This is a genomic window from Brevundimonas sp. LM2, from assembly GCF_002002865.1.
Lineage (GTDB): Bacteria > Pseudomonadota > Alphaproteobacteria > Caulobacterales > Caulobacteraceae > Brevundimonas.
In genome coordinates, this window is sequence record NZ_CP019508.1 from 24,798 (window position 1) to 47,009 (window position 22,212).

The window sequence follows — 22,212 nt, forward strand, 5'->3', positions numbered from 1 at the left end:
TCCCTCCCCCGAGGGGGAGGGAGAGCGCAGTGCCTGCGACGCCTTAAATTGATGCCGATCCGTGCTATAGAGCCCCCTACCCTCCACTCAGGATCCTCGCCCGTGAGCGTCACGCTCGACCTGTCCCGCGTCTCCGCGTCGCCCATCAAGCCCCCCGTCAACCTCTCCGGTCTGACGCGCGCGGGCCTGCGCCAGGCCCTGATCGACGCCGACATCTGCCCGCCCGAGAAGGCGAAGATGCGCGCCAGCCAGGTCTGGGGCTGGATCCACCATTTCGGCGTCACCGACTTCGACGCCATGACCAATATGGCCAAGGACGCCAAGGCCCGGATGGCCGCCGCCTTCACCCTGGCCCGGCCCGAGATCGTCGAGCGCCAGGTCTCGGCCGACGGCACGCGCAAATGGCTGATCCGCACCGCCCCGGGCATCGAGATCGAGACCGTCTACATCCCCGACGTCGGCCGTGCGGGGGCCCTGTGCGTGTCCAGCCAGGTCGGCTGCACCCTGAACTGCACCTTCTGCCACACCGGCACCCAGGCCCTGGTCCGCAACCTGACCGCCGCCGAGATCGTGGCCCAGGTCCAGGTGGCCCGCGACGATCTGAACGAATGGCCGTCCCCGAAAGAGGACCGCCGCCTGTCCAACATCGTCTTCATGGGCATGGGCGAGCCGCTCTACAATCTGGACCACGTCTCGGACGCCATCGACATCATCTCGGACAACGAGGGCATCGCCCTGTCGCGCCGCCGTATTACGGTCTCGACCAGCGGCGTGGTGCCTCAACTGGAGCCGCTGGGCACCCGCACCCAGGCCATGCTGGCCATCAGCCTGCACGCCACCAATGATGCGCTCCGCGACGTCCTGGTGCCGCTGAACAAGAAATACCCGCTGCAGCAACTGATGGACGGCATCCGCGCCTATCCGGGCATCTCCAACGCGCGGCGCGTCACCTTCGAATACGTGATGCTGAAGGGCATCAACGACAGCCCCGACGAGGCCCGCGCCCTGGTCAGGCTGATCGAGGGCATCCCCGCCAAGGTCAACCTGATCCCCTTCAACCCCTGGCCGGGCACGGACTACGAGTGCTCGGACTGGAAGACGATCGAGCGGTTCGCCGCAATCCTGAACAAGGCCGGCTACGCCTCGCCGATCCGGACGCCGCGGGGGCGGGACATCCTGGCGGCCTGCGGACAGCTGAAGTCCGAGAGCGAAAAGGTCCGGGCCAGCGCGCTCAGGAAGGCCGAGCAGGCGGCAGCTTGATGGCAGGTTCGTAGGCGATCCATCGGATGAGCAAGCCGGCCAGCGCACCCGGCAGAACGACCCAGCCGATCATGGCCAAAGCCGGGGCCGACATGCCGCCGAAGACGACGGTCCAGCCAGCGGTGCCAAGAGATGCCAGCGCACTGCCGGCAACCGCCGCCGTCAAATAACTGCGCTTGCCGATCCCATGAAGCCAGAGCCACAGGGGTGATCCAAGCAGGATAATGCCTGCGCCGAACCCCGCAGCACCAACGCTGCCTGCATAGATCGAGATCGCCACGAGTCCCCTTAGGGGGGCTCGCTCCACAACGTTAGCGACGAGCACCAAGGCGGCGAACTCAAGCGCGATCAGAAGACCGGCAAGAACACTCGCAGCGGCAATCGCCAGGAGCCAGAACGGCCATTGCCGCAGTTTCGTGGCCGGACGCGGATAGAGCAACACCTTCAGCTCGCCGTCCGTCACGACGCCCACGATCGCTCGTCGAAATCCATCGCGCGAGCGACTGCAACCACCGACTGCCCATCCGGACGCTGCTCCACCACCACGATGTCGCCGGGCTGGAAGCTCCACGCCTCGTCCTCGGGCACCGGCGCGTCAGCGATCTGGTAGGTGGTCTCGCCCAGCCGACGGGCCTGCACCGGCCGCCAGACGTCCGTGCCTTCGTCCAGAAGGCGGACGAAAACGGTCGCGAGCTCAGTAGATGAAGCCGTCGCCGCCGACATGGATCACGTCTCCTCTGCCGAAGTATGACCCACATACCCCAATCCGTCATCCTCGGGCTTGACCCGAGGATCGGATTGTCCGCATCCAAGATGATGAAGAGGCGCACCGAAAAAGGTTGCCGGACTTCATCTCATGCGCGGCTGAACATCTGATCCTCGGGTCAAGCCCGAGGATGACGGTGTGGGTGGGCTAGCTCCGATAGTCCCCGTTGATCTCGATGTAGCCCTTGGTCAGATCGCACGTCCAAACCGTCGCCGACGCTCGCCCGGACCCCACATCCACGCTGATGTCGATCTCGGCGTTCTTCATATAGGCGCTCATCTTGGCCTCGTCGTAGGTCGGCGACACCGCCCCCTCGACAGCCGCCACGTTCGGCCCGAACCGGATGGCCAGGTGGTCGCGGTCGACGGGTTCCTCGGTCTTGCCGACGGCCATGACGACCCGGCCCCAGTTGGCGTCCTCGCCGGCGATGGCGGTCTTGACCAGGGGACTGTCGGCGATCGACTTGGCCAATTTCCGGGCCGAGGCGGGGCTGGCGGCGCCGTCCACGGTCACGCGCACGAACTTGGTCGCCCCCTCTCCGTCACGGACCAGCTGGTGCGCCAGGTCCAGCATGACCCTTTCCAGAGCGGCCGAGAACTCCTTCAGCCGCCGGTCGCCCAGACGGCCGATACGCGGCGCGCCGGAAGCCCCGGTGGCGAACAACAGGCAGGTGTCGTTGGTCGAGGTGTCGCCGTCGACGGTCACCGAGTTGAACGTCGTCCGCACATGCAGGCCCAGCATGGCCCGCAACACGTTAGGGTGGATACTGGCGTCGGTGACGATGAAGGCCAGCATGGTCGCCATGTCCGGCGCGATCATGCCCGAGCCCTTGGCGATCCCGGCGATCCGCACCTTGACCCCGTCGATGCGGCACTCAGCATACGCCCCCTTGGGGAAGGTGTCGGTGGTCATGATGCCCCGACCGGCGGCGGCCCATTGCTCGGTCGGCGGGGTGTCTCCGTCCAGCTTCGTCTCGACCTCGCCCAGCTTGGCCGCGATCTTGCGGTCGTCCAGCAGGACGCCGATCACCCCGGTGGAGGCCAGCATGACGTCGCGCTGGCGACAGCCGAACCGCTTGGCCACCTCGGACGCCGTGCGGCGCGCCGCGTCGGCCCCGGCCTTTCCGGTGAAGGCATTGGCGCAGCCGGCGTTGACGACCAGGGCCCGGACGTCCTCGCCGCCGCTGGTCCCGTCCAGATGGCGCTTGCACCAGTCGACAGGGGCCGAGCCGATCTTGTGGCGGGTGAAGACCCCCGCGCAGGTCGTGCCCCGGGCGAAGCGGAACACCACCAGGTCGTCGCGCTCGTGCTTGTAGAAGCCCGCGCGGGCCGTGGTGATCTCGACCCCGCCGACGGGCGGAATGGTCGGGAAGGGCACGGCCAGGGGCGAGACCTTCAGACCGGGCTTGCCGGGCGCGGCGGGCGTCGGGGCGGGCGTCGCCGCCGGCTGGGGCTGGGTCGCCTTGCGGATCGCCGAGGCGAAGGGATCCAGCGCCTTTTCGAACGCCTGTTCGAACGCCTTGCCGGTCGAGACGGGTTTCTTCGGTTCGCCGCTCACGGGGCCACCGTCTTGGGCGCGGGGGTGGAAGCGGCGGGCACCGGGGCGGGCGCCGGGGCCGGCGCGGCGGCACGAGGGGCCGAGGCGGGCTCCTGGGGCGTATTGCCCTCGGCGGCCAGCAGCACATCGACCTTGGCCTTGCCGCGCAACTCCTCCAGCAGCTGTCGTACCCCCTCATAGGTCAGATAGCGGACGATCTGCGGCCGCGCCTGGTCAAGCGTCGGCGGGCTTTCGCGTCGCCGGTCCTCGACCCTCAGCACGGCCCAGCCGCCCTCGGTCTGGAACGGGCCGACGGTCGAGCCGGCCGGGGCCTCGCGCAGGGCGCTGGCATAGGCCTGGGGCATGACGTCGGCGGTCGAATAGCCGAGATCGCCGCCCGAGAACCGCGTCGCCTCGTCGATCGACCGCTCCTGCGCCACCGCCTCGAAACTGGCGCCCTGGCCCAGGATGCCCAGCACGGCGTCGGCCTCGGGCTTGGTGCGCGACAGGATCAGGCGGACGCGGATCTCCTCCGACGTCCGGGCCAGGCGCAGCTGCTCCTGATACAGGGTCTGCACCGCCTGGTCCGAGATCGCGCCGTTGACGACGTTCTCGACCAGCATGTCGCCCAGGATCCGCTCGCGGGTCGCCTCCAGCCGCCGCTGGGCCAGGGCGGAGTTGTCGAGCCCGCGCCGCTCGGCCTCGCGCGCCAGCAGTTTCTGGTCGACCACCTCGTCCAGCACGCGGCGGAACAGGTTGGAGGTGATGTCCAGGGGTTCGCCCTCGCCCACCAGGCCTTGGGCCACGGCTTCGCGCTTGACGTCGGAAGCCCAGATGGTCTGGTCCTGGACCTTGGCCACGGCCCGGTCGCCCGGTTCCGGCGGCTGGTCGCTGCCCCCGCCGCGCCCGCAGGCGGCCAGCCCCAGCACGGCCATGAAGGCCAGCAGGACATAGGGGTTGCGTGAATGTCGCATCGGACGCTCCGTCCAGACTGAAGGGGTCCAAACGCCGGGCTGAAAAGCCCCTCGCGTTGACAGGGGTATGGCCGGTGCTTAAGTCCCGCCTGCGCCCAAGTCGAGGGGTTTTCGATCGTATGCGCGGCCGCTTGAGCCGCCTCGCCCGGCAGCCTCTCTCGCGGCGTTCGTCGACGCCCGCAGGGTTTGATCCCTGGGGCATTTCCAGAGCTATTGATCGCTCGACGTTACCGGACCGCCCATGCTCGGCTTTGCCAAGAAATTCTTCGGCTCTTCCAACGACCGCAAGGTCAAGGACTTCATGGGCCGGGTCCAGAAGATCAACGCGCTGGAGCCGAAATACGCCGCCCTGTCGGACGACGAGCTGCGCATGATGACCCAGACCTTCAAGGACCGGGTGGCCGCGGGCGAGACCCTGGACAAGCTGATGGACGAGGCCTTCGCCGTGTCGCGCGAGGCCTCCAAGCGCGTGCTGGGCCAGCGCCAGTATGACGTCCAGCTGGCGGGCGGCATGATCCTGCACGACGGCGGCATTGCCGAGATGCGCACCGGCGAGGGCAAGACCCTGGTCGCCGTGGCCCCCGTCTATCTGAACGCCCTGTCGGGCAAGGGCGTCCACGTCATCACCGTCAACGACTACCTGGCCCGCCGTGACGCCGAATGGATGGGCCGGGTCTATCGCTTCCTGGGTCTGGAAGTGGGCGTCATCGTCAACGGCCTGTCCTCGGGCCAGCGCCAGGCCTCCTACGCCGCCGACATCACCTACGGCACCAACAACGAGTTCGGCTTCGACTATCTGCGCGACAACCTGGTCTATGACCGGCGCGAGATGGTGCAGCGCCCGCACCACTACGCCATCGTCGACGAGGTCGACTCCATCCTGATCGACGAGGCGCGCACGCCCCTGATCATCTCGGGTCCGACCGAGGACCGCTCGGACCTGTACAAGATCTGCGACGGCCTGGTGAAGGAGCTGATCAAGGACACCACCACCTTCGACCTCGACGAAAAGCAGCGCCAGTCCCTGCTGACCGAAGAGGGATCCGAGGCCATCGAGCGGCTGCTGGAAGAGGGCGGTCATTTCGCCGAGGACACCACCGGCCTGTACGACGCCGCCAACATCAGCCTGGTGCACCACGTCAATCAGGCCCTGCGCGCAAACACCCTGTATCAGAAGGACAAGGACTATATCATCAAGGCCGGAGAGGTCGTCCTGATCGACGAGTTCACGGGTCGGATGATGACCGGTCGTCGTCTGTCCGAGGGCCTGCACCAGGCCATCGAGGCCAAGGAAGACGTCAAGATCCAGCCCGAGAACCAGACCCTGGCCTCGGTCACCATCCAGAACTATTTCCGCCTCTACGAGAAGCTGTCGGGCATGACCGGCACGGCCGCGACCGAGGCCCAGGAGTTCGGCGACATCTACCAGATGGAAGTGCTGGAGGTGCCGACCAACCGCCCGGTCCAGCGCATCGACCACGACGACGAGGTCTATCGGACCTACGGCGAGAAGGTTCAGGCCATCGCCCGCCAGATCGCCGAATGCCGCGAGCGCGGCCAGCCGATCCTGGTCGGGACCGTCTCGATCGAGAAGTCCGAAACCCTGTCCGAGGTCCTGCGCACCTATGAGCACAAGGTCGAGGTCTCGCGCACGCTGAAGCCGGAGTTCGTCGGCAAGGACAAGGAAGCCGCCAAGGTCGGCGACGCCGCCTACGACATCGTCTGGGAAACCAAGTTCAAGGGCATTCCCCACGCCGTCCTGAACGCGCGCCAGCACGAGCAGGAGGCCTTCATCGTCGCCGACGCCGGCCTGCCCGGCGCGGTCACCATCGCCACCAACATGGCCGGCCGCGGCACCGACATCCAGCTGGGCGGCAACCTCGAGATGCGTCTCGAGAAATACAGGCTCGACCAGCGCAACCTGGCCGTCGAGGTCACGCCCGAGATGCTGGCCGCCGAAGAGGCCCGGCTGAAGGCCGACATCGCGGTCCAGAAGAAGATCGCCCTGGACGCCGGCGGCCTGTTCGTCCTCGGCACCGAGCGCCACGAAAGCCGGCGCATCGACAACCAGCTGCGCGGCCGGACCGGCCGCCAGGGCGACCCCGGCACGTCGAAATTCTTCCTGTGCTGCGAGGACGACCTGCTGCGCATCTTCGCCGGCGACCGGCTGGACGCGATCATGCGCAACTTCGGCGTGGCCGAAGGCGAGGCCATCTCCCACCCCTGGCTGAACCGCGCCGTCGAGACCGCCCAGAAACGGGTCGAGACGCGCAACTACGATATCCGCAAGAACCTGCTGAAGTACGACGACGTCGTGAACGACCAGCGCAAGGCCGTGTTCGAGCAGCGCCAGGAGTTCATGGACTCCGACGACCTGTCCGAGCTGGTCGGCGAGTTCCGCCGCGACGTGGTCACGGACCTGGTCGACCGCTTCATGCCGCCCAAGGCCTATGCCGAGCAGTGGGACATCGAGGGGCTGGACGAGAAGGTGAAGTCGACGCTCGGCCTCGACCTGCCGCTGCGCGAATGGGCCGCCGAGGAGGGCGTCTCGAACGAAGAGGTCGAGCAGCGCCTGCAGGACGCCGCCGACGCCCGCGCCGCCGAACGCTTGGAACAGCTGGGGGCCGACCAGACCCGCGGTCTCGAAAAACAGTTCCTGATGCAGATGATCGACATGCAGTGGCGCGAGCACCTGGTGCATCTGGACCACCTGCGCGGCGTCATCGGCCTGAGAGGCTACGGCCAGCGCGATCCGCTGAACGAGTACAAGACCGAGGCCTTCAGCCTGTTCGAGACCCTGCTGCATGAGCTGCGGCATAATGTGACCCGCTGGCTGATGACGGTGGAATTCCGCTTCGAACAGCCCCCGGCGATGGAGATGCCCGAGTTCCAGGAGATCCACCTGAACCCCGGCACCGGCGTCAACGAGATGGCCGATCCCCGGTCCCAGAACCCCGAGGGTCAGGTCACCGGCGACGACCGATCCCGCCTGCCGGTCGAGCTGCTGTCCACCGGCTGGGAGCGCACGCCTCGCAACGCCGACTGCCCCTGCGGCTCGGGCCGCAAGTTCAAACACTGCCACGGGGCGCTGGTCTAGGGCGAAGCTCTTGCACGGGACCGGCTGATCGTCGATCCTGAGGCAGGAGGCCATGATGGGTAAGCACGAGACGCTGCAGGTCGAGCTGTCCGAGCCCATGGCTCGGATCATCGACCGAGCCGTTGCGAAGGGTGACTACGCTTCATCCGACGAGGTGGTACGCGCTGCTTTGGACGCATGGTCGTTCAGCCGGCTGCCCCGCGCCCGTGACGAGGCCCATCTGCGCGAAATGCTGCAGGAAGGCATCGACAGCGGCCCAGGCCGTCCGGCGGATGACGTCTTCGATGAGCTCGAGGCGCGTTACGCCTCTATGATCCGCGACGAATGAAGGCTCGCTTTTCACGGAGGAGCGAGATCGATCTCGCTGCCATCGGTGAGTTTATCGCCGGTGACAATCCGAGGAAGGCGCTCAGCTTCGTACGGGAACTGAGGACAAGAGCGGCAAAGGCCGCGACCGACCCCCGGCTCTATGCCGTGCGAGGGGAGCTGACGGTTCCGGTTCGTCGCATCGTCCACGGCAACTATTGCATCTACTATTCGGTTCGTGATGACGAGGTCCGGATCGAGCGGATCATGCACGCCGCCATGAGCGGTCATCCCGTAGCCGACGAGTCCTGATGTCTTACAAACCCCTCTTCTCCCGCGCCCTCGCCCTCGACCCCGAGCGGCTGCATTTCGCGGCGCACAGCCATCACCTGTGGCCCGACGCCTCCTTCGACGGTCAGGTGCGGGCCTGGGTCGAGGCCAACCATTTCGCCGATCGCAAATGGGACCTGGTCTTCGGCGACGTCGTCCCCGAGGCCCAGAAGCATGTCGCGCGCGAGCTGAACCTGCCGGATCCGGAGACCGTCGTCTTCGCCCCCAACACCCACGACTTCCTGATCCGCGTCTTCTCGGGCTGGGAGACCCGGCCCGTCCGCATCCTGACCACTGACGGCGAGTTCCACGCCTTCCGCCGCCAGGCCGAGCGCTGGGAGGAGAGCGGCGAGGCAGTGGTCAGCCGCGTGCCGCTGGAGCCGTTCGACACGTTCGATGCTCGCTTCACCGCCGCCGCCGAGGCCGGGGGTCACGATGTGATCGTCGTCAGCCAGGTCTTCTTCAAGACCGGCCAGGCCATCGGCTGCCTGGACGCCCTGGCGGCGCTGGCGAAGCCGGAGGGCCCCTGGGTGATCGTCGACGGCTATCACGGCTTCATGGCCACCCCGACCGACCTGTCGGCCGTGGCGGACCGGGTCTTCTACGTCTCCGGGGGATACAAATACGCCATGACCGGCGAGGGCGCGGGCTTCCTGCATGCGCCCGACGGCTTCTGCGAGCGGCCCGTCGTGACCGGCTGGTTCGCCGAATTCGGCAATCTGATGGGTCCGCCCGAGGGGGTCCAGTACCGCGCCGACGCCGGCCGGTTCTGGGGGGCCACCTTCGATTCCACGCCCCTGTACCGGTTTAACGCGGTGCGGCGGATGCTGGACGAGCAGGGCCTGTCCACCGCCGACATCTCGGCCCATGCGGACGCCCTGTCGGCCCGCTTCGCCGAGGCGCTGGCGGCGGGCGACTGCGGCCGGCTGGGCGAGGCGACGGTGCTGAACGCCGACGCCGGCGACGGCCGTCCCCGCGCCCGCTTCCTGGCCCTGAAGCACAAGGACGCCCAGGCCTGGCGCGCGCGGTTGCTGGAGGCCAACGTCGTCACGGACGTCCGCGATGACGTGATCCGCTTCGGCTTCGGCCTGTATCAGGACGACGCCGACGTCGAGCGCCTGGTCGAGACCTGCGGACGCCGCTTCTAGGCTGGCCTCAGTAGAAGGTGCTTTCGTCCTGCTGGGTCGGCTGGGGCGTGGCGGTCTGGCCGGGCGGGGTGGACGTCGTTCGCGGCGTGGGCGTGGGCGTCTGAGGCGCCGCGCCGGGCTGCCCCGGCTGACCGTTCGCCGGCGGAATGCCCGGCAGGGTCGGATACGGCAGACTGTCCGGCGCGCCGGGCGCCTGCGGCGGCGCGTCCGACGGCACCGCCATGCCCGGATCGCTCGGTTCGCCCGGCGCGACCCGATCCGGCGCATCGAAATCGTCGCGGATGAAGGGCCAGGACCGGGCATCGGTGCAGGCGCAGGCCTTCATGAACCCGTCGCGGTCGCGCCAGATCACCAGCGGATAACCGGTCGGCACGCCGGCATCGCGCAGCAGGTCGTTGATCTTGGTCACGAAGGTCCGGCTGGCCTCGACCACGGCGGAGCGGGCCAGATTGCCGTCGGAGGGGGGAATGCCCGCCGCCGTCCAGCTGGCCGCCGGGGTCGCGGTCCAGCGCTGATACAGGACCCAGTCCCGGTTCAGCCACAGCTCGGCCACCGTGGCGCGCTCGGCGGCGCTGGACAGGGTCTGCCCCTCGCGGTCGGCCCGGGCGAAGACGATCACCCGGACTTCCACGCCCCCGGCGCGCAGCTTCTCGGTCTCCTCGCGCTCATACCGCTGGCTGGTCGCGCTGTCGCGATAGCCGACGATGTAGAGCGGCTGGCCCCCGCCGCCTTCAGACACCCAGGACGCCTCGTCCAGCAGCCGCTGAATCTCGGCCTGGTTGCGGGTCACCGTCACCGGCTGGAACCGGGCGTAGAAGTTCCAGTAGGCCCAATAGCCCGCGCCCGCGAGGCCGAGGCCGATGACGACCGCGAGGGCCGACCAGATCAGGAAACGACGCATGCGGGGAGGCGCTCCAGCTTCAGCATATCGGTCACCCTAACGCTTAACACTGAATTGCGTCGCCTCGAACACGTTGCTTTCCCCTCGCCTTACGCCGGCCTTATCCCGTTGCCTCCCTTCGATATGGCGCGGTTACGGGCCTCGGGTGTCTGGTCGCCTTCGGATCGAAGGAGATCGTGATGAACCGCAACGCCCTTGTGGTCGAAAGTCTGAGAAAGCCCGCCGGCGCGACGGCGCCGGGCGTCTGGTCGATGAGTCTGGCCCTGCTCGGTGCCGCCTTCGGCGCGCCGGCGCGCAGGGGGCCGGTCCGATGATGCAGGGCTATGCCTCCGCGCCCGACCGCCCGCCCGCGGTCCGGCCCCTGCGCTATGCCGTCCGGCGGCGCGGCGGCGGATGGTCCGTCGTGCTGAACGGCTGCGCCACGCGCCCCCTGGCCGACAAGGCCCGCGCCCAGGCCCTGGCCCGCGCGCTTCAGGCCGAGGCCGACGGCCTGAGGCATCGGGCGCCGGGGGGGAAAACATGATCCCGGCCCCCGACCTGCCCCCGCCGGTCATCGAGGTCCGCTGCGACGGTCCCTTGTGGCGGCTGTCCTCGACCGACGGCCTGCTGTCCGGGGCCTTCACCGACCGCCGCGCCGCCCTGCGCTACGCCCGCGACGAGGCCGACGGCCATCCCGGATACGTCGTCGTCCTGCGCGACGTCTGACCCATCAGAACGATTCCCACGCCTCGACCTGCAGCGCTGTATTGCCGACCACGGCCAGGGCGCGGGTCGGGCGGAGGGCGGCGGCCGGCCGGTCCGCCTCGCGCGGCGACCCGCTCAGGGTGAAGCGCTGCACGAGGGCATTCATCCGTCCCGCCTCCGCCTTCAGGGAGTGGGAGGCGGCGGTGGTCTGTTCGACCATGGCGGCGTTCTGCTGCAGCATCTGGTCCATCTGCCCCACGGCGGTATTGACCTCGCCCAGGCTGCTGGCCTGTTCCTGGGCCGAGGTGCTGATTTCCATCACCAGACGATTGATCACGGCGACCTGATCGACGATCCGGGTCAGACTCTCCCCCGTCTCCCCGACCAGGGCGACGCCCTGTCCGACCTGTTTGCCGGAGGTGGTGATCAGGCCCTTGATCTGTTTGGCCGCATCCGCCGAGCGCTGGGCCAGGGCCCGCACCTCGGAGGCGACCACGGCGAAGCCGCGTCCGGCGTCGCCCGCCCGAGCCGCCTCGACCCCGGCGTTCAAGGCCAACAGATTGGTCTGGAAGGCGATCTCCTCGATCACCCCGATGATCTGGCCGATCTCGCTGGACGAGGTCTCGATGGCCCCCATGGCCCCGATGGCCCGCTGCACCACCTCGCCCGAGCGCGCCGCGTCGTCCCGCGCCGAGGCCACCGCCTGGGCGGCCTTCTGGGACCCGTCGGCCGTGCGCCGGACGGTCTCGGTGATCTCCTCCAGGGCCGCAGAGGTCTGCTCCAGCGAGGCCGCTTGCTGCTCCGATCGCCGGGCCAGGTCGTCGGACGCCGAGGCGATCTCCTCGGACCCGTTCAGCACCCCGCCGGCGGACCCGCGAACCGAGCTCATGGTCTCGCCCAGGGCGGCGATGGCGGCGTTGAAATCGTCCTTGATCGACTGGAAGCGCGGCTCGACCGCGACGTCGATCCGGACCGTCAGGTCCCCGGCGGCGACGCGCTGAAGCCCGGAGGCCAGGGCCTCGAACACCACCGTCTGCTCGCTTTCCGCCTGGTGCCGTTCGGCCTCGGCCGCTTCCCGGGCCAGGGTCTGTTCGGACTCCGCCACCTGCCGGGCGGTTTCGGCCGCGACCCGGCGTGCGTCCAGCGCCTCCAGATAGACCGAGATGGCCAGATCCATGTCCAGCAGGCTGGCCTTGATCAGCACGCTGAGCTCGGCCGCCGTGGAGCCGGCGTTGATGCCCTTGCGGGCCAGGGCGTGGCGAGGCCAGCGCTGTTCCAGCACCTTGCCGACCATCTGTTCCAGCACCACGGCATAGCCGCCGATGTACCAGCGGGGCTCCAGCCCGATGCGGGCGTGGACCTCGCCGATGGTGTTGACGGCCTTGGCGTAGGTGCCGTCGTACTCGCCGTCGGCGATCACCCCCCAGTGCGCCAGCTGCTTGGTGTGGGCCTTGCCGATATGTTTGTCGTCGGAGAAGAAGGCCTTCGTCGCCGGCGTGGCCCGTACCCGGTCATAGAAGGTGTCGAGCGCCGCCGGCATGGCCTCCATGATCATCGGCTTCATCGCCTGGATGCGGGCCCGGGCACCCCCATCCAGCTGCATGAAGTCCAGCCGTTCCTTCAGACCCAGTTCGTCAGCCACCGCAAACTCTCCCCCAGCACGAGCTGTCGCGCCTGGGGGAGAGTGTCGTAAAGGAGAAATAACAACGCCTTTACAACGGCCTAAGTAGAATTACGAACCTCGGGTCGCCGAGCGACCTCACCCCATGGTGGGAATTACGAAGCTGGAGTCCGCGTGCTCCAGATCGCTGTCGGGCCAACGGGCGGTGACGGTCTTGGTCTTGGTCCAGAAGCGGACGCCCTCCATGCCGTGCTGGTTGGTGTCGCCGAAGGCCGAGCGCTTCCAGCCGCCGAAGGTGTGGTAGGCGACCGGCACCGGGATCGGCACGTTGATCCCCACCATGCCGACATTGACCCGGGCGGCGAAGTCGCGCGCCGCGCGGCCGTTCTGGGTGAAGATGGCGACGCCGTTGCCGTACTGGTGCTTCGACGGCAGGCTCAGCGCCTCCTCGAAGCTGGCGGCGCGCACGATCTGCAGCACGGGGCCGAAGATCTCCTCCTTGTAGGACTCCATCTCGGGCGTGACGTGGTCGAACAGCGACGGGCCGACAAAATAGCCGCGCTCGTGCCCCTGCAGGCTGAAGCCGCGCCCGTCGACGACCAGTTCGGCCCCGTCCTTGACGCCCTGTTCGATCCAGCCCTCGACCCGGGCCTTGTGCTGGGCCGTGACGACCGGGCCGTAGTGGGCCCCCGCGTCGGTCGAGACCCCGACCCGCATGGTCGGGATCTCGGCCACCATCCGCTCGCGCAGTTCGTCGGCGGTCTTCTTTCCGACCGGCACCACGACCGGCAGGGCCATGCAGCGCTCGCCGGCCGAGCCATAGGCGGCCCCCGACAGGTCCTTGATCACCTGGTCCATGTCGGCGTCGGGCAGGACGATGCCGTGGTTCTTGGCCCCGCCCATGGCCTGGACCCGCTTATGGTTGGCCGCGCCCGTCTGATAGACATAGTGGGCGATGTCGGACGAGCCGACGAAGCTGACGGCATGGACCAGCGGATGCTCCAGGATGGCGTCGACCGCCGCCTTGTCGCCGTGGACCACGTTCAGCACCCCCGAGGGCGCCCCCGCCTCCATCATCAGCTCGGCCAGACGCACCGGCACCGACGGATCGCGCTCCGACGGCTTCAGGATGAAGGTGTTGCCGACCGCGATGGCCACGCCGAACATCCACATCGGGATCATGGCCGGAAAGTTGAACGGGGTGATGCCCGCGACCACGCCCAGGGGCTGGCGCATCGAATAGACGTCGATGCCGGGACCCGCGCCCCAGGTGTATTCGCCCTTCAGCGCATGGGGGATGCCGCAGGCGAACTCGATCACCTCCAGCCCCCGCTGGATGTCGCCCTTCGAATCCGCGACCACCTTGCCGTGCTCGCTGGACAGCAGCTCGGCCAGCTCGGTCATGTTGGACTCGACCAGCCGCTTGAACTCGAACATCACCCGCGCGCGGCGCTGGGGATTGGTCGAGGACCAGCCCTCGAAGGCGTTCTGGGCCGCCTGGACCGCGCGGTCCATCTCGGTCACCGAGGCCAGCTGGACCCGGGCCTGGACGTCGCCGGTGTTGGGATCGAAGACGTCGGAGAAGCGGCCGGACGTTCCGGTGAAGGCGGTGCCGTCGATGAAATGGTGAATGTCGCGCATGGCGGTGCGTTTCCTGGACTGACTGTTCTTGATTGGCGGGCGGTTTAGCGCGGGCGGCCGGACCTGTCTCCTCCCCGTCGCGAAGCGATGGGGAGGTGGCACGGAGCGAAGCGGAGTGACGGAGGGGTTCTTCGTGCACGCAGAACCCCTCCGTCAGCTCGCAAGGGCTCGCTGCCACCTCCCCATTCGCCAAGCGGCGAACAGGGAGGAGACGGGATTATCTGGTCCCGCCCGGCACCCATTTCACATCCGACGCGCCGTTGGCGTTGGCGCGCCGCGCCGCCACGAACAGGTGGTCCGACAGCCGGTTCAGATAGCGCAGCGCCTCGGGCGTCACCGGGGCCCCGGTCTCGACCAGGCGGATGGTGTCGCGCTCCGCCCGCCGGGCCACCGTGCGGGCCATGTGCAGATGCGCCGAAAGAGGGGATCCGCCGGGCAGGATGAAACTGTCCAGGGCCTTCAGGCTCTCGTTCATCCAGTCGATCTCGGCCTCCAGCCGCTCGACCTGCGACTGGACCATGCGCAGCGCCTCCCAGGTCGGCGGCGGGTCCAGGGGCGTGGCCAGGTCGGCCCCCAGGTCGAACAGCTCGTTCTGGATCCGGCCCAGCATGGCGTCGATCCGGTCGTTCTGGCCCGAATGCAGACGGGCGATGCCGATCACGGCGTTCAGCTCGTCGACCGTGCCATAGGCCTCGACCCGCGGATCGCTCTTGGACACCCGGGCCCCGGACGCCAGGCCCGTATCGCCCGCGTCGCCCGTGCGGGTGTAGATCTTGTTCAGCACCACCACGGCCGTGTCTCCCGTCAGCCGCCGTGGCTCGTCTTCCACCACAGCCCCGCCATCAGCAGGACCACGGCGACCGCCTGGACGATGACGCGCAGCCGCATCAGCCGGTTGGAGTTGGAGCGCGCGAACTCCCCGCCCCGGAACAACGAATACAGTCCGAAGCCCAGCACCACGGCGACGGCGAGAATGGCCAGAAGGATCAGGATGTCGAACACGGTGCCCATGGATCCGTCTTAGTCCCCGCCCGGCACTGACGCCAGCGTCAGCCGCGCCGCACCCCTGACGCGCGCATCCGCCCGAGAGCGCGCCGCGATCCGACCGTCCCCCTTCGCGGAGGTCGTCGTCGGCAGCCTGAACTTCCCCCGGGCGGCCTCGACGGCAGCAGTTCTACCTAGACGACACCGGCGGCTTAGCCTTGTCGTAACGTTGTTCCCCTACGGATGGAATGCCGTTTTGGAGCGAATGATCGTATGTCGGATCGTGCTGTCCGCAGTCTCGAGTTTTTGGAACGGTCGGCTTCGACCGCGCGGGTGCTCAATCTGTTGAAGATCTCGAAGGACCATTGTCGCACCGACGAATGGCACGAGCGGCCGCTGTTCCAGACGCCCATCCTCAACAAATGCCTGCTGGTCAAGCACCGCATCCGGCGCAACGAGATCGACGTGTTCCGCGGCCGCCGGCAGATCGCGACCAAGGTCATCATTCCGATCGACAATGGCGATCTCCGGTCCGGCGGTCGTTACGTCTTCGTCGACCAGATCAATTTCGAGGCCCTGCTGATGGAGGTCTTCGGGGTCAAGGCGGACCATCCGGACATCCAGGCGCTTCGGCTCATCGACAAGCTGCCCTCCCTGGATCCCTTCCTGCTGCGCGAACAGCTGCGACGCGGCGGCTTCGACCCGGCCCCCTGCTATTTCGCCCTCAGCGAGGCCGATCTGCAGAAGATGATCAATTTCGTGAAGGCCGAGATCACCCCCCTGGTGGCGCTCAGCCTGGGTAGCCTGGGCAGCAACACCAACGCCATCAACCGCATGGCCGCCAAGATCCTGTCCAACGAGGCCGGCGACGGCATGTACGCCCTGGGCCAGACGCTGCGCCTGAATCCCGAACAGTATGAGGAGGGCGTGTTCTGCTGGAAGGGCTTCCTCTACTACAAGTGGAGCCTGCGCAGCCTGACGGCCGATATCGGCAAGGTGGCCGACCGTGTCGCGGTGGTGAAGCCGTCGGGGCCGACGGATCAGGCGGCGCGGGAATACATCGCGCGCGGCCGAGAGGTCCTGCGGGGCCGGATCGTCAAGACCTGCATGGCGGTCCGCTCGACCTTGAAGGTCTATGACGAGGCCTATGCCGGCCTGATCCAGGACGGCAATCCGCTGGGCTTCCGGGACTTCCTGCTTGAGGCTCCGACCCTGTTCGCGCGGCTCGGCGATCAGCTGGGCGCCATCCAGCACATCGTCAGCTTCTGGAATTTCCGGTTCGGGCCCGGCATGACCGCCCCGGGCGCCGAGGAGCTGATCGACATCTTCATGGATTTCGAGACCGGCCTGATGGGCCGCGAGGATGGCGCGGTCTCGGCCCTGGCGGCCTGAGCGGAGAGACCGGCCGAGGCCGGCCTCTCCTCCTGAGACGTCCTAGTAGCGGTAGGCTTCCGGCTTGAACGGGCCCTCGGTCGGCACGCCGATGTAGGCGGCCTGTTCCTTGTTGAGCACGGTCAGCTTGGCGCCCAGCTTGGCCAGGTGCAGCATGGCGACCTTCTCGTCGAGGTGCTTGGGCAGGGTGTAGACCTGGTTCTCATAGGCCTTGATGTTGGTCCACAGTTCGATCTGGGCCAGGGTCTGGTTGGTGAAGGACGCCGACATCACGAACGAGGGGTGACCCGTGGCATTGCCCAGGTTCACCAGACGGCCTTCCGACAGCAGGATGATCTTCTTGCCGTCCGGGAACTCGACGTGGTGGACCTGCGGCTTGATCTCGTCCCACTTGAAGTTCTTCAGGCCGGCGACCTGAATCTCCGAGTCGAAGTGGCCGATGTTGCAGACGATGGCGTTGTTCTTCATCGCCCGCATGTGGTCGACGGTCAGGACGTCGAGGTTGCCCGTGGCGGTGACGAAGATGTCGGCCTCGTGGGCCACGTCCTCGACGGTCACGACCTCATAGCCTTCCATCGCGGCCTGCAGGGCGCAGATCGGGTCGACTTCCGTCACCTTCACGCGCGCGCCGCCCTGGCGCAGCGAAGCGGCCGAGCCCTTGCCCACGTCGCCATAGCCGCAGACCACGGCGACCTTGCCCGACAGCATGACGTCGGTGCCGCGACGGATCGCGTCGACCAGGCTCTCGCGGCAGCCGTACAGGTTGTCGAACTTGGACTTGGTGACGCTGTCGTTGACGTTGATGGCCGGGAACGGCAGGTCGCCCTTCTTGGCCATTTCGTACAGGCGGTGCACGCCCGTGGTGGTCTCTTCCGACACGCCGCCGATGGCGTCGCGGATGGCCGAATAGAAGCCGGGCTTCTCGGCGATATAGCGCTTCATCACCTTGTAGAGGGCTTCCTCTTCCTCGTTCTGCGGGTTGTCCAGCAGGGTGATGTCCTTCTCGGCCTTCGGCCCCAGCACGCACAGCAGGGTGGCGTCGCCGCCGTCGTCGAGGATCAGGTTCGGATAGCCGCCGTCCGACCATTCGAAGATCTTGTGGGCATAGTCCCAGTATTCTTCCAGCGTCTCGCCCTTGGTGGCGAACACCGGGGTGCCGTTGGCGGCGATGGCAGCCGCGGCGTGGTCCTGGGTCGAGAAGATGTTGCACGAGGCCCAGCGGACGTCGGCCCCCAGGGCTTCCAGCGTCTGGATCAGCACGGCGGTCTGGATCGTCATGTGCAGCGAACCGGCGATGCGGGCGCCCTTCAGGATCTGCTGCTCGCCGAACTCCTCGCGCAGGGCCATCAGCCCCGGCATCTCGGTTTCGGCGATGGCGATTTCCTTGTTGCCGAATGGGGCAAGCGAAATGTCGCGGACGATGTAGTCGGTCATGCGGGCTCCTTGAGCGCGGCGGTGCAGCGATTGGGCGGGCCTATAGCCCGGCCCGGTCGAGAGAGCAAGAAACGCATAAGGATGTCCTTATATGTTGCCGCTGGCGAGGCCCGAGAGAATGGTGGCTGGTGGCTGGTGGCTGGTGGCTGGTGGGAAGCAAGGCGATGAGCGGTGGAATCCGAAGCTATCGCGATCTGGACGTTTGGAAATATGCCGTCGATTGGACGGAGCTTGTTTACAGGCTTACGGCGCAGTGGCCGCGCGACGAGCGGTTGGACTCATCAGTCAGGTGCGTCGGGCTGCCGTGTCGGTCGCGTCCAACATCCCCGAGGGTGTCGCCCGGCGCACGACCGGCGAGTTCATCCAGTTTGTCGGCATGGCGCAGGGATCGTTGGCCGAAGCCGAAACCCAGCTTCTGATTGCGAACAGACTGGGCTATCTGCCCGCCTCGGACTATCGGCATCTGACGGAGTCCGCAGATCAAATCAGCCGTATGCTCGCTTTCCCTGGTGTCGGCCCTGAAACGTCGGAGCAACTGATGCTTAGCCACCAGCCACCAGCCACCAGCCACCTCTTCGCACAACCCCGCCACGACTGGACCCTGCCCGAGGTCGAAGCCCTGTTCGCCCGGCCCTTCATGGAGCTGGTGTTCGACGCGGCCACGGTCCACCGCCGCTGGTTCGACCCGTCCGAGGTCCAGAAGTCGCAGCTGCTGTCGATCAAGACCGGGGGCTGCGCCGAGAACTGCGGCTATTGCTCGCAATCCGCCTTCTTCGACACCGGGCTGAAGGCCGAGAAGCTGATGGACACCGCCGTCGTCCTGGCCGAGGCCATGGCCGCCAAGGCGGGCGGAGCCAGCCGCTTCTGCATGGGGGCCGCCTGGCGCGAGCTGAAGGACCGCGACACGCCGAAACTGGCCGCCATGATCTCGGGCGTGAAGGCCCTGGGGCTGGAGACCTGCGCCACCCTGGGCATGCTGACCGCCGACCAGGCGCGCCAGCTGAAGGCCGCCGGCCTCGACTACTACAACCACAACCTCGACACCGGGCCGGAGTACTACACCCAGGTCGTCACCACCCGGACCTATAAGGACCGGCTGGACACCCTCAGCCATGTCCGCGACGCGGGCATGAGCACCTGCTGCGGCGGCATCGTCGGCATGGGCGAGGCGAGGCGCGATCGCGCCAGCCTGCTGCACGCCCTGGCCACCCTGCCCGAACACCCCGACAGCCTGCCGGTCAACGCCCTGGTGCCCGTCACCGGCACGCCCCTGGGCGAGCGGGTGATCCAGTCCGGAGAGATCGACCCGATCGAGTTCGTCCGCACCGTCGCCGTCGCCCGCCTGGTCTGCCCCCGCGCCATGGTCCGCCTGTCGGCCGGCCGCGAGACCATGAGCCCCGAGATGCAGGCCCTGTGCTTCCTCGCCGGGGCCAACTCCATCTTCGTCGGCGGCAAGCTGCTGACCACCCCCAATCCCGAACAGGACGAGGACGCCAGACTGTTCGCCCTGCTGGACCTCAAGCCGATGGCCTCGATGGCGGTGGAAGCGGCGGCCTGACTTGCTTTCTCCCTCCCCTTCATGGGGAGGGACGCCGAGCCGAAGGCGAGGCCGGGTGGGGACGTGTCGTGAGTAAGCACGCTTCACACGGCCCCACCCGCGCTCGGCTCCGCCTCGCGGTCCCTCCCGACAAGCGGGAGGGAGAATGGTGCCGCCCGTAACCCGCCCTTAAGCGCGGCCGTGCCACAGGGAGGCATGAATCGCCGCGCCCTCCTCCTCGCCCCCCTGGCCCTCGCGGCCACGCCGGCCCTCGCCTCGGGCAAGAAGGCCGCCGCCTCGGGCGAGACCTATTTCCGCTACCCCGTCGTCACGGCCAACACCTTCACCGCCGACGGCCGCCGCGGCGTCATGACGGTCGAGACCGGGGTCGACATCGCCGACCCGGAACTGATGCTCCGCGCCCAGCAGTCCGCGCCCCGCGTCCGCGCCGTCTTCGCCATCCTGGCCCAGCGCGAGGCCGCCACCCTGCTCCCCGGCCAGCCCCCCAACGTCGACCGCCTGTCGCGTCAGTTCCAGTCGGCCATGAACATCATCCTGCGCCAGCGCGGCGCGACCCTGCTGCTCGGCACGGTGATGGTGGTTTGAGATGAGGGAGTAGGGAGTAGGGACGAGAAGAGGTCCAACCCGTCCCTACGAACAGCCGCCTTACTCCCTACTCCCTAGTCCCTAGTCCCTAGTCCCTAGTCCCTAGTCCTTCGTCGGACTGACCGCGTCCGCATCGCCATAGGTCAGCGCCAGGAACACGTCTTCCAGGTCCGGGTCCTCGGTCGTGATGTCCGAGATGGTAATCCCCGCCGCCCGCACGGCGGCCAGCACCTGTTCCACGGACGACTGGCCCTTCTTGTAGGTGATGGCGAAGGCCCCGTTCGGGCGCGCCACGACGTCGAAGCCCTGGACCACCGGCAGGCCGTCCAGGGGGTGTTCCGGCGTCACCACGACGTTCCGCGTATCCAGCCGGCGCAGCAGCTGCGGCGTCGGCTCGCAGGCCACCACCTGACCCCGGTTCATGATGGCGATGGTGTCGCAGAGCTCCTGCGCCTCCTCCAGATAGTGGGTGGTCAGCAGGATGGTCACGCCCTCGGCGTTGATCCGCCGGACGTATTCCCACAGCTGACGACGCAGCTCGACGTCCACCCCCGCCGTCGGCTCGTCCAGGATCAGGATGGGCGGATTGTGCACCAGGGCCTTGGCCACCATCAGCCGCCGCTTCATCCCGCCCGACAGAGCCCGCACATAGGCATGGGCCTTGTCCGACAGGCCCAGCGCCGCCAGCAGCTCGTCCGACCGACGCTCGTTCTTCGGCACGCCATAGAATCCCGCCTGCACATCCAGCGCCTCGCGCGGGGTGAAGAACACATCCGCCACGATCTCCTGCGGCACGACGCCCAGGGCCGCGCGCGCGTCGCGGGGCCGTTCGTCGATGTCGCGGCCCCAGATGGCCGCCGTCCCGCCGGTCTTGTTGACCACCCCGGCCAGGATGTTGATCAGGGTCGACTTGCCCGCGCCGTTGGGTCCCAGCAGGCCGAACATCGACCCGCGCGGAATGACCAGGTCGACCCCGCGCAGGGCGGTCTTGGGCGGCGCCTTCTTGGACCCGGCATAGGTCTTCTCCAGCCCGTGCACCTCGATGGCGTTGACGGGCAGGGGTTCGGTCTGGGTCATAAGGGACTTTCGGCGGAAGGCGTGGCCGTCTAACTAGGCGCGAGGCCTCCCCGCGCCAAGACCACGGATCCGATCATGCCCCCGCGCCACCCCGAAACCTTCGTCGCCCCGCCCGAAACGATCGTGGTCTCGACCAAGCGGGTCGCCTGCGACGGCGGCGGCGTCCTGGGCCATCCCCTGGTCTATCTGGACATGGGCGGCGAGGATTTCGTCGAGTGCGGCTACTGCGACCGCCGCTTCGCCCTGTCCGCCGACCACCACTCCGAAAGCGACTACCTGGACCCGGCCGCCCGCCCGCCCGAGGCGCACTGACGGCCGGCCCGGGCCCCTCTCGTCAGGCCGGGGCCTTCGGCTCCCGCATCGGCTTCAGGGCCACCGCCCATTTGTGCAGCTCGGTCAGCATACCCGTCGTCCCGGCGATGGTCTGTTCGTTCGGATTGAAGACGCCGTCCTCGCCGATGAAGGTGCCGAAGAACGGCACCGGCACCGCCTGGGCGATGGCCATCATGTTCAGATTGCCCAGCAGGCCGCGCAAGGTCTGCGACGACCGCAGCCCGCCCGACACCCCGCCATAGCTGACCACGGCGGCCGGCTTGTAGGTCCATTCGTGGTACAGGCACTGGATCGCGTTGATCACCGACGCCGGGGCGACATAGTCGTACTCGGGCGTCACGAACACGAAGGCGTCGGCCGGGGCCACGCTCGCGCTCCAGCGCTTGGTGTGGGCGTGCTCATAGCGGTTCTGCGCCGGATGGGCGGCCTCGTCGAACAGCGGCAGGTCGAAGGCGGCCAGATCGACCAGCTCGACCTCGAACGCCCCATGCTCGCGGGCGAACCGGTCGACCCATTCCGCCACTGGGGTTCCCGCCCGCGCGGGGCGGGTGCTGCAGATGATGATGTTGAGCTTCAGTGCCATGG

22 protein-coding genes and 2 pseudogenes are annotated in these 22,212 nt (G+C 67.9%); 13 read left to right on the top strand and 11 right to left on the bottom strand.

Going from position 1 to position 22,212, the window contains the following annotated elements:
* Positions 1-102: 102 nt before the first annotated feature.
* Positions 103-1,297: pseudogene (rlmN, locus tag BZG35_RS00100) on the top strand (23S rRNA (adenine(2503)-C(2))-methyltransferase RlmN); the annotation flags it as partial.
* Positions 1,298-1,719: 422 nt separating this feature from the next.
* Here the strand turns inward: rlmN and BZG35_RS00110 are convergent.
* The 3 genes from BZG35_RS00110 to BZG35_RS00120 all read right to left on the bottom strand — a co-directional run bounded on the left by BZG35_RS00110 (position 1,720) and on the right by BZG35_RS00120 (position 4,536).
* Positions 1,720-1,983, bottom strand: coding sequence for a hypothetical protein (locus BZG35_RS00110; protein WP_077353740.1), 264 nt, complete (start codon positions 1,981-1,983; stop codon positions 1,720-1,722).
* A 190-nt stretch (positions 1,984-2,173) separates the two neighbouring features.
* A complete protein-coding gene (gene argJ / locus BZG35_RS00115) occupies positions 2,174-3,583 on the bottom strand; it encodes a bifunctional glutamate N-acetyltransferase/amino-acid acetyltransferase ArgJ (RefSeq protein ID WP_077353741.1) in 1,410 nt (469 codons plus the stop codon).
* A complete protein-coding gene (locus BZG35_RS00120; RefSeq protein WP_077353742.1) occupies positions 3,580-4,536 on the bottom strand; it encodes a peptidylprolyl isomerase in 957 nt (318 codons plus the stop codon). Before BZG35_RS00120 ends, argJ begins: the two co-directional genes overlap by 4 nt.
* Positions 4,537-4,777: 241 nt before the next feature.
* On the opposite strand from BZG35_RS00120, the gene secA reads away from it, so the two are divergent.
* Genes secA through BZG35_RS00140 form a run of 4 tightly spaced genes read left to right on the top strand, consistent with a single transcriptional unit; the run spans position 4,778 to position 9,417 of the window.
* Positions 4,778-7,633: a preprotein translocase subunit SecA gene (gene secA, locus BZG35_RS00125; RefSeq protein WP_077353743.1), complete on the top strand. Its 2,856-nt coding sequence runs from the start codon at positions 4,778-4,780 to the stop codon at positions 7,631-7,633.
* 55 nt (positions 7,634-7,688) lie between these two features.
* Positions 7,689-7,961, top strand: a complete 273-nt coding sequence (locus BZG35_RS00130) for a type II toxin-antitoxin system ParD family antitoxin (protein WP_077357670.1) — start codon at positions 7,689-7,691, stop codon at positions 7,959-7,961.
* Positions 7,958-8,251, top strand: a complete 294-nt coding sequence (locus BZG35_RS00135; RefSeq protein WP_077353744.1) for a type II toxin-antitoxin system RelE/ParE family toxin — start codon at positions 7,958-7,960, stop codon at positions 8,249-8,251. Before BZG35_RS00130 ends, BZG35_RS00135 begins: the two co-directional genes overlap by 4 nt.
* A complete protein-coding gene (locus BZG35_RS00140) occupies positions 8,251-9,417 on the top strand; it encodes an aminotransferase class V-fold PLP-dependent enzyme (RefSeq protein ID WP_077353745.1) in 1,167 nt (388 codons plus the stop codon). The genes BZG35_RS00135 and BZG35_RS00140 overlap by 1 nt, the downstream gene beginning before the upstream one ends.
* A 7-nt stretch (positions 9,418-9,424) precedes the next feature.
* On the opposite strand, the gene BZG35_RS00145 is transcribed toward BZG35_RS00140, so the two are convergent.
* A complete protein-coding gene (locus BZG35_RS00145; RefSeq protein WP_077353746.1) occupies positions 9,425-10,318 on the bottom strand; it encodes a hypothetical protein in 894 nt (297 codons plus the stop codon).
* Positions 10,319-10,497: 179 nt separating this feature from the next.
* Between BZG35_RS00145 and BZG35_RS18290 the strand changes: the two genes are divergently transcribed.
* Genes BZG35_RS18290 through BZG35_RS00155 form a run of 3 tightly spaced genes read left to right on the top strand, consistent with a single transcriptional unit; the run spans position 10,498 to position 11,023 of the window.
* Positions 10,498-10,632, top strand: coding sequence for a hypothetical protein (locus BZG35_RS18290; protein ID WP_256364124.1), 135 nt, complete (start codon positions 10,498-10,500; stop codon positions 10,630-10,632).
* Positions 10,629-10,841, top strand: a complete 213-nt coding sequence (locus tag BZG35_RS00150; RefSeq protein WP_077353747.1) for a hypothetical protein — start codon at positions 10,629-10,631, stop codon at positions 10,839-10,841. The genes BZG35_RS18290 and BZG35_RS00150 overlap by 4 nt, the downstream gene beginning before the upstream one ends.
* Positions 10,838-11,023, top strand: a complete 186-nt coding sequence (locus tag BZG35_RS00155; RefSeq protein ID WP_077353748.1) for a hypothetical protein — start codon at positions 10,838-10,840, stop codon at positions 11,021-11,023. The genes BZG35_RS00150 and BZG35_RS00155 overlap by 4 nt, the downstream gene beginning before the upstream one ends.
* Positions 11,024-11,027: 4 nt before the next feature.
* Here the strand turns inward: BZG35_RS00155 and BZG35_RS00160 are convergent, their stop codons facing one another.
* The 4 genes from BZG35_RS00160 to BZG35_RS00175 form a co-directional block, all read right to left on the bottom strand.
* Positions 11,028-12,644, bottom strand: a complete 1,617-nt coding sequence (locus BZG35_RS00160; RefSeq protein ID WP_256364125.1) for a methyl-accepting chemotaxis protein — start codon at positions 12,642-12,644, stop codon at positions 11,028-11,030.
* 117 nt (positions 12,645-12,761) lie between these two features.
* Complete coding sequence (locus BZG35_RS00165) at positions 12,762-14,264, bottom strand: CoA-acylating methylmalonate-semialdehyde dehydrogenase (protein WP_077353749.1); 1,503 nt, start codon at positions 14,262-14,264, stop codon at positions 12,762-12,764.
* Positions 14,265-14,481: 217 nt separating this feature from the next.
* Positions 14,482-15,054 carry a cob(I)yrinic acid a,c-diamide adenosyltransferase gene (locus BZG35_RS00170; RefSeq protein WP_077357675.1) on the bottom strand — a complete coding sequence of 191 codons (573 nt, stop codon included), beginning with the start codon at positions 15,052-15,054 and terminating at the stop codon, positions 14,482-14,484.
* Positions 15,055-15,068: 14 nt separating this feature from the next.
* A complete protein-coding gene (locus tag BZG35_RS00175) occupies positions 15,069-15,275 on the bottom strand; it encodes a twin transmembrane helix small protein (protein ID WP_077353750.1) in 207 nt (68 codons plus the stop codon).
* 246 nt (positions 15,276-15,521) lie between these two features.
* Here BZG35_RS00175 and BZG35_RS00180 point away from each other — a divergent pair, with 246 nt between their 5' ends.
* A complete protein-coding gene (locus tag BZG35_RS00180) occupies positions 15,522-16,640 on the top strand; it encodes a hypothetical protein (RefSeq protein ID WP_077353751.1) in 1,119 nt (372 codons plus the stop codon).
* Positions 16,641-16,682: 42 nt separating this feature from the next.
* On the opposite strand, the gene ahcY is transcribed toward BZG35_RS00180, so the two are convergent.
* Positions 16,683-18,074, bottom strand: coding sequence for an adenosylhomocysteinase (gene ahcY / locus BZG35_RS00185; protein ID WP_077353752.1), 1,392 nt, complete (start codon positions 18,072-18,074; stop codon positions 16,683-16,685).
* Between the two features lie 118 nt (positions 18,075-18,192).
* On the opposite strand from ahcY, the pseudogene BZG35_RS18400 reads away from it, so the two are divergent.
* The 3 genes and pseudogenes from BZG35_RS18400 to BZG35_RS00195 all read left to right on the top strand — a co-directional run.
* A pseudogene (locus BZG35_RS18400) lies at positions 18,193-18,513 on the top strand (four helix bundle protein); the annotation flags it as partial.
* 99 nt (positions 18,514-18,612) lie between these two features.
* Entirely contained in the window at positions 18,613-19,632 is a 1,020-nt protein-coding gene (bioB, locus tag BZG35_RS00190; RefSeq protein WP_171982013.1) for a biotin synthase BioB, read from the top strand.
* Positions 19,633-19,827: 195 nt separating this feature from the next.
* Complete coding sequence (locus BZG35_RS00195) at positions 19,828-20,217, top strand: hypothetical protein (RefSeq protein WP_077353754.1); 390 nt, start codon at positions 19,828-19,830, stop codon at positions 20,215-20,217.
* 102 nt (positions 20,218-20,319) lie between these two features.
* Here BZG35_RS00195 and BZG35_RS00200 read toward each other — a convergent pair whose 3' ends face one another.
* On the bottom strand, positions 20,320-21,294 hold the full coding sequence (locus BZG35_RS00200; RefSeq protein WP_077353755.1) for an ABC transporter ATP-binding protein: 975 nt from the start codon (positions 21,292-21,294) through the stop codon (positions 20,320-20,322).
* 75 nt (positions 21,295-21,369) lie between these two features.
* On the opposite strand from BZG35_RS00200, the gene BZG35_RS00205 reads away from it, so the two are divergent.
* Positions 21,370-21,606: a zinc-finger domain-containing protein gene (locus tag BZG35_RS00205; protein WP_077353756.1), complete on the top strand. Its 237-nt coding sequence runs from the start codon at positions 21,370-21,372 to the stop codon at positions 21,604-21,606.
* A gap of 22 nt (positions 21,607-21,628) precedes the next feature.
* On the opposite strand, the gene BZG35_RS00210 is transcribed toward BZG35_RS00205, so the two are convergent.
* Positions 21,629-22,210 carry an NADPH-dependent FMN reductase gene (locus BZG35_RS00210; protein ID WP_077353757.1) on the bottom strand — a complete coding sequence of 194 codons (582 nt, stop codon included), beginning with the start codon at positions 22,208-22,210 and terminating at the stop codon, positions 21,629-21,631.
* Positions 22,211-22,212: the final 2 nt, after the last annotated feature.

What these genes read in the sequence shown, in the direction of transcription:
- BZG35_RS00110 (WP_077353740.1), bottom strand. Translation starts at nt 1,983, where the DNA reads ATGTCGGCGGCGACGGCTTCATCTACTGAGCTCGCGACCGTTTTCGTC.
- BZG35_RS00120 (WP_077353742.1), bottom strand. Translation starts at nt 4,536, where the DNA reads ATGCGACATTCACGCAACCCCTATGTCCTGCTGGCCTTCATGGCCGTG.
- secA (WP_077353743.1), top strand. Translation starts at nt 4,778, where the DNA reads ATGCTCGGCTTTGCCAAGAAATTCTTCGGCTCTTCCAACGACCGCAAG.
- BZG35_RS00130 (WP_077357670.1), top strand. Translation starts at nt 7,689, where the DNA reads ATGGGTAAGCACGAGACGCTGCAGGTCGAGCTGTCCGAGCCCATGGCT.
- BZG35_RS00135 (WP_077353744.1), top strand. Translation starts at nt 7,958, where the DNA reads ATGAAGGCTCGCTTTTCACGGAGGAGCGAGATCGATCTCGCTGCCATC.
- BZG35_RS00140 (WP_077353745.1), top strand. Translation starts at nt 8,251, where the DNA reads ATGTCTTACAAACCCCTCTTCTCCCGCGCCCTCGCCCTCGACCCCGAG.
- BZG35_RS00145 (WP_077353746.1), bottom strand. Translation starts at nt 10,318, where the DNA reads ATGCGTCGTTTCCTGATCTGGTCGGCCCTCGCGGTCGTCATCGGCCTC.
- BZG35_RS18290 (WP_256364124.1), top strand. Translation starts at nt 10,498, where the DNA reads ATGAACCGCAACGCCCTTGTGGTCGAAAGTCTGAGAAAGCCCGCCGGC.
- BZG35_RS00150 (WP_077353747.1), top strand. Translation starts at nt 10,629, where the DNA reads ATGATGCAGGGCTATGCCTCCGCGCCCGACCGCCCGCCCGCGGTCCGG.
- BZG35_RS00155 (WP_077353748.1), top strand. Translation starts at nt 10,838, where the DNA reads ATGATCCCGGCCCCCGACCTGCCCCCGCCGGTCATCGAGGTCCGCTGC.
- BZG35_RS00165 (WP_077353749.1), bottom strand. Translation starts at nt 14,264, where the DNA reads ATGCGCGACATTCACCATTTCATCGACGGCACCGCCTTCACCGGAACG.
- BZG35_RS00175 (WP_077353750.1), bottom strand. Translation starts at nt 15,275, where the DNA reads ATGGGCACCGTGTTCGACATCCTGATCCTTCTGGCCATTCTCGCCGTC.
- BZG35_RS00180 (WP_077353751.1), top strand. Translation starts at nt 15,522, where the DNA reads ATGTCGGATCGTGCTGTCCGCAGTCTCGAGTTTTTGGAACGGTCGGCT.
- ahcY (WP_077353752.1), bottom strand. Translation starts at nt 18,074, where the DNA reads ATGACCGACTACATCGTCCGCGACATTTCGCTTGCCCCATTCGGCAAC.
- bioB (WP_171982013.1), top strand. Translation starts at nt 18,613, where the DNA reads ATGCTTAGCCACCAGCCACCAGCCACCAGCCACCTCTTCGCACAACCC.
- BZG35_RS00195 (WP_077353754.1), top strand. Translation starts at nt 19,828, where the DNA reads ATGAATCGCCGCGCCCTCCTCCTCGCCCCCCTGGCCCTCGCGGCCACG.
- BZG35_RS00200 (WP_077353755.1), bottom strand. Translation starts at nt 21,294, where the DNA reads ATGACCCAGACCGAACCCCTGCCCGTCAACGCCATCGAGGTGCACGGG.
- BZG35_RS00205 (WP_077353756.1), top strand. Translation starts at nt 21,370, where the DNA reads ATGCCCCCGCGCCACCCCGAAACCTTCGTCGCCCCGCCCGAAACGATC.
- BZG35_RS00210 (WP_077353757.1), bottom strand. Translation starts at nt 22,210, where the DNA reads ATGGCACTGAAGCTCAACATCATCATCTGCAGCACCCGCCCCGCGCGG.